The following is a 6,303-nucleotide window of genomic DNA, read 5'->3' as shown; positions in this document are numbered from 1 at the left end:
CGGCCAGCACTCCCCGAGCCCACTCCACCGTCGGTTCGTCTCGCGCGGTCTCCACGAGCTTGGCCAGCCTGTCCCCCATTCGCTGCCAAGGCGTATCGGCGTTCCACATCGCCTCCAACGCCTACAGCCCGGCCACCAAGCTCCGCAGATCGTCAAGCCCCACGGCGTAGAAAGCAGCACCCTCCCCGGCGCCCCCGAAACCGGCATCGATCAACACCCGAATCCGCCGCATCCACAGCAAAGCCTCGTCAAATCCGGAAAGATCCGGATCTAGATCCCAGTACAACTCCGCCAAATTCTCCAGCGACTGCCGGTAATCAGCGGGCAGGCCGGTCCCGTCCCCCAGCCCTATCTCCGCCGCAAGCCCGCTCCAGCCGCCCCCAAACGGCTCAGCGATCATCGTCACGAACGACGGCAGCACAACAGCATTCAGGCGCGCCTGCCAAACCGCCCGCCGCAACATCCAGCCCGACCTCCCGCGCCAGCCGTTCCCAACCATCCCCGCCCTCCCCCGCGAACGGCCGAGCAAGCCCCGCCACCAACTCGTCACCGCCAGGAAAAGGCAGCGGCTCCGCATGGATTCGATCCGCCTCCTCCCCGAATTCCCACATCAGATCCGCAAGCGGATCCACCGCCTCTTCGAATCCCTGCTCGGGGTCCTCAATCTCCTGCTCGTCCAGCCCGGCAACCCGTTCAACCACCGGGGCGCGCAGGTGCACCCAGTCCGGACGCAGCCCGTTTTGGTCTTCCGGCAAGCGAAGGTCATAGGGACCCACCTCCGGTTGCCCATCGCCATCCGGCCGAGTCCAATCGGCCGGGCGTAGAAGTCGGCACCCTCCCTGCCGTCGTCGAAGCCGGCATCGATCAACACCCGGATCCGCCGCAACCACAACGGAGCCTTGTCAAATCTGGACAGATCCGGATCTACCTCCCAGTACAACTCCGCCAGATTCAGCAGGGACTGCTCGAAATCGGCCGGCAAACCAGTCCCGTCCCCCAGCCCTATCTCCGCCGCAACCTCTCTCCAGCCACCCCCGAAACGCCCCCTCCACACCGGCACCCAAAACCCCAGCCGACTCAGCCCCCCGCAAACCCGCACCAGCAGACGACGACGCCCCCGCACCAGGCGATTCCGCATCCCCCGTCAGGTCCTCAGCCGTTCTCTCCCGCCCACGCGGGTCTGTGTCGTCCTGGCCCCCCTCCTCCCGCACGTCGCTCACCAACCCGTCCAACACCCCCCGCTCGGCCTCGACACGCCCCGCCAACTCCCCGATCTGCGCCCGCAGATCGTCAGGATTCAGCAACGAAGTCCATATCGAACCCGTCGCCAATACCTCCGGCACAGACTCAGCCAGATCCAGGCTCTCCTCCAACTCCACCTTCCGAGCGGTGAGCTGCTGCACCGAATCCCGTGCCTCCGCAACCCGCAGGTCCCGCGCCAGGTCGCGTAGCGTCCCGATCTCCGGCCACGCGCCGTACAACTCGTTTGCCATTCGTATGACCGGGAACAGCCGCCTACCGCCCACCAAATCCTCGCCGATCTCACGGACGAGCTTGCGGTAACCAAGGTCGTGTACAAGATCCATCCGCTCAAGCCAGCGACGAATACCGAGGCTCGTGCTGTCCGGTCTGAAGATAGAATTCCGGCAGATCGGCCACCAGGCTCCGGAGATCATCAATCGGCCGGGCGTAGAAGTCGGCACCCTCCCTGCCGTCGTCGAAGCCGGCATCGATCAACACCCGGATCCGCCGCAACCACAACGGAGCCTTGTCAAATCTGGACAGATCCGGATCTACCTCCCAGTACAACTCCGCCAGATTCAGCAGGGACTGCTCGAAATCGGCCGGCAAACCAGTCCCGTCCCCCAGCCCTATCTCCGCCGCAACCTCTCTCCAGCCACCCCCAAACCGCTCCGCAATCCTCGTCACGAACGGAGTCAGGACAACGGCGTTCAGGCGCGCCTGCGACTCCACCGGCCCCCTGACCACCACAGACCGAGCGTCCTCGAAGTCGAACAGCAATCTCATGGCCCACTCCGCCATCTGTTCGTCATCGTCGTCAAGCGCAGTGTCCTCAAGCTCGGTCAGCCGGTTCTTCGTCCATTCCCAACGCCTGTCGGCGTTCCAAATTGCCTCCAACGCTCGCTTCGGATCGCCGTCGACCTGACCAAGAAACCCTCGCGCCCTCGCCACCAACTCCACCAAGCGATGCACGTCCGGAGGAGGGGCGTGCCCATCGGCTCGGCCTTCAATGTCCGCAATCATGTCGGGGAGGTACGAAAACGAAATGTTCGACGACACGGGATCAAGCTGGTTCGCCAGCCACGCCAGACCGTGGAACATTTCCATGTCTGCCGTCTCGTCGTGCAACTGCTCTGCCAGCCGTATAACCGGGAACAGCCGCCTACCACCCACCAAGTCCGGGCCGACCTCACCGACCACCTTGCCGACACCACCAAGATCGTGCAGCAGATCCATCCGCCTGAGCCAGCGACGAAACTCTCTGCGCCCCAAGGATGGATGAGCCTCGTCGTGTCCGGTGAAAGGGTTGAACACCGGGACCGACAGTTCGGCCAGCAGGCTCCAAAGATCGTCAATCGGCCGGGCGTAGAAGTCGGCACCCTCCCTGCCGTCGTCGAAGCCGGCATCGATCAACACCCGGATCCGCCGCAACCACAACGGAGCCTTGTCAAATCTGGACAGATCCGGATCTACCTCCCAGTACAACTCCGCCAGATTCAGCAGGGACTGCTCGAAATCGGCCGGCAAACCAGTCCCGTCCCCCAGCCCTATCTCCGCCGCAACCTCTCTCCAGCCACCCCCAAACCGCTCCGCAATCCTCGTCACGAACGGAGTCAGGACCGCCTGCCGGTAATCAGCGGGCAGGCCGGTCCCGGCCCCCAGCCCTATCTCCGCCGCAACCTCTCTCCAGCCACCCCCAAACCGCTCCGCAATCCTCGTCACGAACGGAGCCAGGACAACGGCGTTCAGGCGCGCCTGCGACTCCGCCAGCTCCCTGACCACCACAGACCGAGCGTCCTCGAACCCGGCCAGCACTCCCCGAGCCCACCCCCCCGTCGGTTCGTCTCGCGCGGTCTCCACGAGCTTGGCCAGCCTGTCCCCCATTCGCTGCCAAGGCGTATCGGCGTTCCACATCGCCTCCAACGCCTTCTTCGGATCCCTGTCGACCCGACCAAGGTCCTCTCGCGCCCTCCCCACCAACGACACCAGGTCACGCACTTCCCCAAAGTCGACGTCCCCAGCGGATCGGCCTTCGAAGCCCGCAACCATGCGGGTAAGCGATGACAACAACGAAATGGTCGATGACTCGGCATCAAGCTGGTTGGCCAACCACGCCAGGCTATGGAACGTATCCATATCCAACGGCTCGATGTAAAAATCGTTTGTCAACCGGATGACCGGGAACAGCCGCCTGCCACCCACCAAATCTGCGCCGACCGCGCTGACGAGCTCGTGATAACCGCCGAGGTTGTGCACGACGTCCATCAGCTCGAGCCAGAGACGAATCTCGCCGACCTCCACATCCCCGGGCGACCGAAGCTCCTGCTGTCCGGTCTCAGGGTTAAACACCGGCCCGTGCGCGACGGTCACCAGTGTCTGTAGATCATCAACCGTCCACTTGTAAAAACCAGCACCCTCCCCGCCATCCTCACAATCAGTATCGATCAACACCCGAATCCGCCGCATCCACAGCAAAGCCTCGTCAAATCCGGAAAGATCCGGATCTAGATCCCAGCCTGTCCCCCATTCGCCGCCAAGCCTTATCGGCGTTCCAAATCGCCTCCAACGCTCTCTTCGGATCGCCGTCGACCTGACCAAGAAACCCTCGCGCCCTCCCCGCCAACTCCACCAAGCGACGCACGTCCGACGGGGAGGCGTGCCCATCGGCTCGGCCTTCGAAACCCACTGCCATGCGGTCAAGGGACGCCTGCGAAATGTTCGACGACTGGGGATCAAACTGGTTGGCCAACCACGCCAGGCCGCGCAGCCTCTCTACCTCTCCAGCCACCCCCAAACCGCTCCGCAATCCTCGTCACGAACGGAGTCAGGACAACGGCGTTCAGGCGCGCCTGCGACTCCACCGGCCCCCTGACCACCACAGACCGAGCGTCCTCGAAGTCGAACAGCAATCTCATGGCCCACTCCGCCATCTGTTCGTCATCGTCGTCAAGCGCAGTGTCCTCAAGCTCGGTCAGCCGGTTCTTCGTCCATTCCCAACGCCTGTCGGCGTTCCAAATTGCCTCCAACGCTCGCTTCGGATCGCCGTCGACCTGACCAAGAAACTCTCGCCCACTCGCCACCAACTCCACCAAGCGATGCACGTCCGGAGGAGGGGCGTGCCCATCGGCTCGGCCTTCAATGTCCGCAATCATGTCGGTGAGGTACGACAACGAAATGTTCGACGACACGGGATCAAGCTGGTTCGCCAGCCACGCCAGACCGTGGAACATTTCCATGTCTGCCGTCTCGTCGTGCAACTGCTCTGCCAGCCGTATAACCGGGAACAGCCGCCTACCACCCACCAAGTCCGGGCCGACCTCACCGACCACCTTGCCGACACCACCAAGATCGTGCAGCAGATCCATCCGCCTGAGCCAGCGACGAAACTCTCTGCGCCCCAAGGATGGATGAGCCTCGTCGTGTCCGGTGAAAGGGTTGAACACCGGGACCGACAGTTCGGCCAGCAGGCTCCAAAGATCGTCAATCGGCCGGGCGTAGAAGTCGGCACCACGTCCGACGGGGAGGCGTGCCCATCGGCTCGGCCTTCGAAACCCGCCGCCATGCGGGCAAGGGACGCCTGCGAAATGTTCGACGACTGGGGATCAAACTGGTTGGCCAACCACGCCAGGCCGCGCAGCCTCTCTACCCCCACCCGCTTGCCATACAACTCCTCGGCCATCCGGATAACCGGCAACAGCCGCCTACCACTGACCAAATCCGCGCCGATTTCACCGACAACCGCGCCGACCCCACCAAGATCGTGCACCAGATCCATCCGCCCGAGCCAGCGACGAATCTCCGCGGTCGAACGAAGCTCCTGCTGTCCGGCTTGAGGGTTGACCACTAGGCCGGACAGCTCGGCCGCCAGGGTCCGGAGATCATCAACCTTTCGCTTGTAGAATGCGGCGCCCTCCCTGCCGTCGTCGAAGCCGACATCGATCAACAAACGGAGCCGCCGCATTCCCGGCAAAGCGTTGTAAAATTCGTAGAGATCGGGATCTGTCTCCCAGTACAACTCCGCCAGATTCTCCAGGGACTGTTCGAAATCGGCCGGCAGACCGGTCCCGTCCCCCAGCCCTATCTCCGCCGCAACCTCTCTCCAGCCACCCCCAAACCGCTCCGCAATCCTCGTCATGAACGGAGTCAGGACAACGGCGTTCAGGCGCGCCTGCGACTCCGCCGGCTCCCTGACCACCACAGACCGAGCGTCCTCGAACCCGGCCAGCAATCTCATGGCCCACTCCGCCATCTGTTCGTCATCGTCGTCAAGCGCAGTGTCCTCAAGCTCGGTCAGCCGGTTCTTCGTCCATTCCCAACGCCTGTCGGCGTTCCAAATTGCCTCCAACGCTCGCTTCGGATCGCCGTCGACCTGACCAAGAAACCCTCGCGCCCTCGCCACCAACTCCACCAAGCGATGCACGTCCGGAGGAGGGGCGTGCCCATCGGCTCGGCCTTCAATGTCCGCAATCATGTCGGTGAGGTACGACAACGAAATGTTCGACGACACGGGATCAAGCTGGTTCGCCAGCCACGCCAGACCGTGGAACATTTCCATGTCTGCCGTCTCGTCGTGCAACTGCTCTGCCAGCCGTATAACCGGGAACAGCCGCCTACCACCCACCAAGTCCGGGCCGACCTCACCGACCACCTTGCCGACACCACCAAGATCGTGCAGCAGATCCATCCGCCTGAGCCAGCGACGAAACTCTCTGCGCCCCAAGGATGGATGAGCCTCGTCGTGTCCGGTGAAAGGGTTGAACACCGGGACCGACAGTTCGGCCAGCAGGCTCCAAAGATCGTCAATCGGCCGGGCGTAGAAGTCGGCACCCTCCCTGCCGTCGTCGAAGCCGGCATCGATCAACACCCGGATCCGCCGCAACCACAACGGAGCCTTGTCAAATCTGGACAGATCCGGATCTACCTCCCAGTACAACTCCGCCAGATTCAGCAGGGACTGCTCGAAATCGGCCGGCAAACCAGTCCCGTCCCCCAGCCCTATCTCCGCCGCAACCTCTCTCCAGCCACCCCCAAACCGCTCCGCAATCCTCGTCACGAACGGAG

General features: G+C 63.4%; 6 protein-coding genes. All 6 read right to left on the bottom strand.

The window, feature by feature from the left end; all coding sequences use genetic code 11:
* Positions 1 to 121 precede the first annotated feature (121 nt).
* Positions 122 to 400: a hypothetical protein gene (locus SSPN_RS56195; protein WP_148272132.1), complete on the bottom strand. Its 279-nt coding sequence runs from the start codon at positions 398 to 400 to the stop codon at positions 122 to 124.
* Positions 390 to 719, bottom strand: coding sequence for a hypothetical protein (locus SSPN_RS56190; protein WP_148272131.1), 330 nt, complete (start codon positions 717 to 719; stop codon positions 390 to 392). Before SSPN_RS56190 ends, SSPN_RS56195 begins: the two co-directional genes overlap by 11 nt.
* Positions 720 to 902: 183 nt before the next feature.
* Complete coding sequence (locus SSPN_RS0141300; protein WP_010316538.1) at positions 903 to 1,586, bottom strand: hypothetical protein; 684 nt, start codon at positions 1,584 to 1,586, stop codon at positions 903 to 905.
* 4 nt (positions 1,587 to 1,590) lie between these two features.
* The gene (locus SSPN_RS0141295) at positions 1,591 to 3,840 is read right to left on the bottom strand and encodes a hypothetical protein (protein WP_237710991.1); all 2,250 of its coding nucleotides are present in this window, start codon (positions 3,838 to 3,840) and stop codon (positions 1,591 to 1,593) included.
* A 134-nt stretch (positions 3,841 to 3,974) separates the two neighbouring features.
* Complete coding sequence (locus tag SSPN_RS0141290; protein WP_148272130.1) at positions 3,975 to 4,334, bottom strand: hypothetical protein; 360 nt, start codon at positions 4,332 to 4,334, stop codon at positions 3,975 to 3,977.
* Between the two features lie 56 nt (positions 4,335 to 4,390).
* A complete protein-coding gene (locus tag SSPN_RS58145; RefSeq protein ID WP_192814568.1) occupies positions 4,391 to 6,103 on the bottom strand; it encodes a hypothetical protein in 1,713 nt (570 codons plus the stop codon).
* Positions 6,104 to 6,303 lie beyond the last annotated feature (200 nt).

It is taken from the genome of Saccharopolyspora spinosa NRRL 18395, assembly GCF_000194155.1.
In the GTDB taxonomy this organism is placed as follows: domain Bacteria; phylum Actinomycetota; class Actinomycetes; order Mycobacteriales; family Pseudonocardiaceae; genus Saccharopolyspora; species Saccharopolyspora spinosa.
The sequence above is the reverse complement of the archived record's forward strand: the minus strand, read 5'-3'. Positions and strand labels throughout refer to the sequence as shown.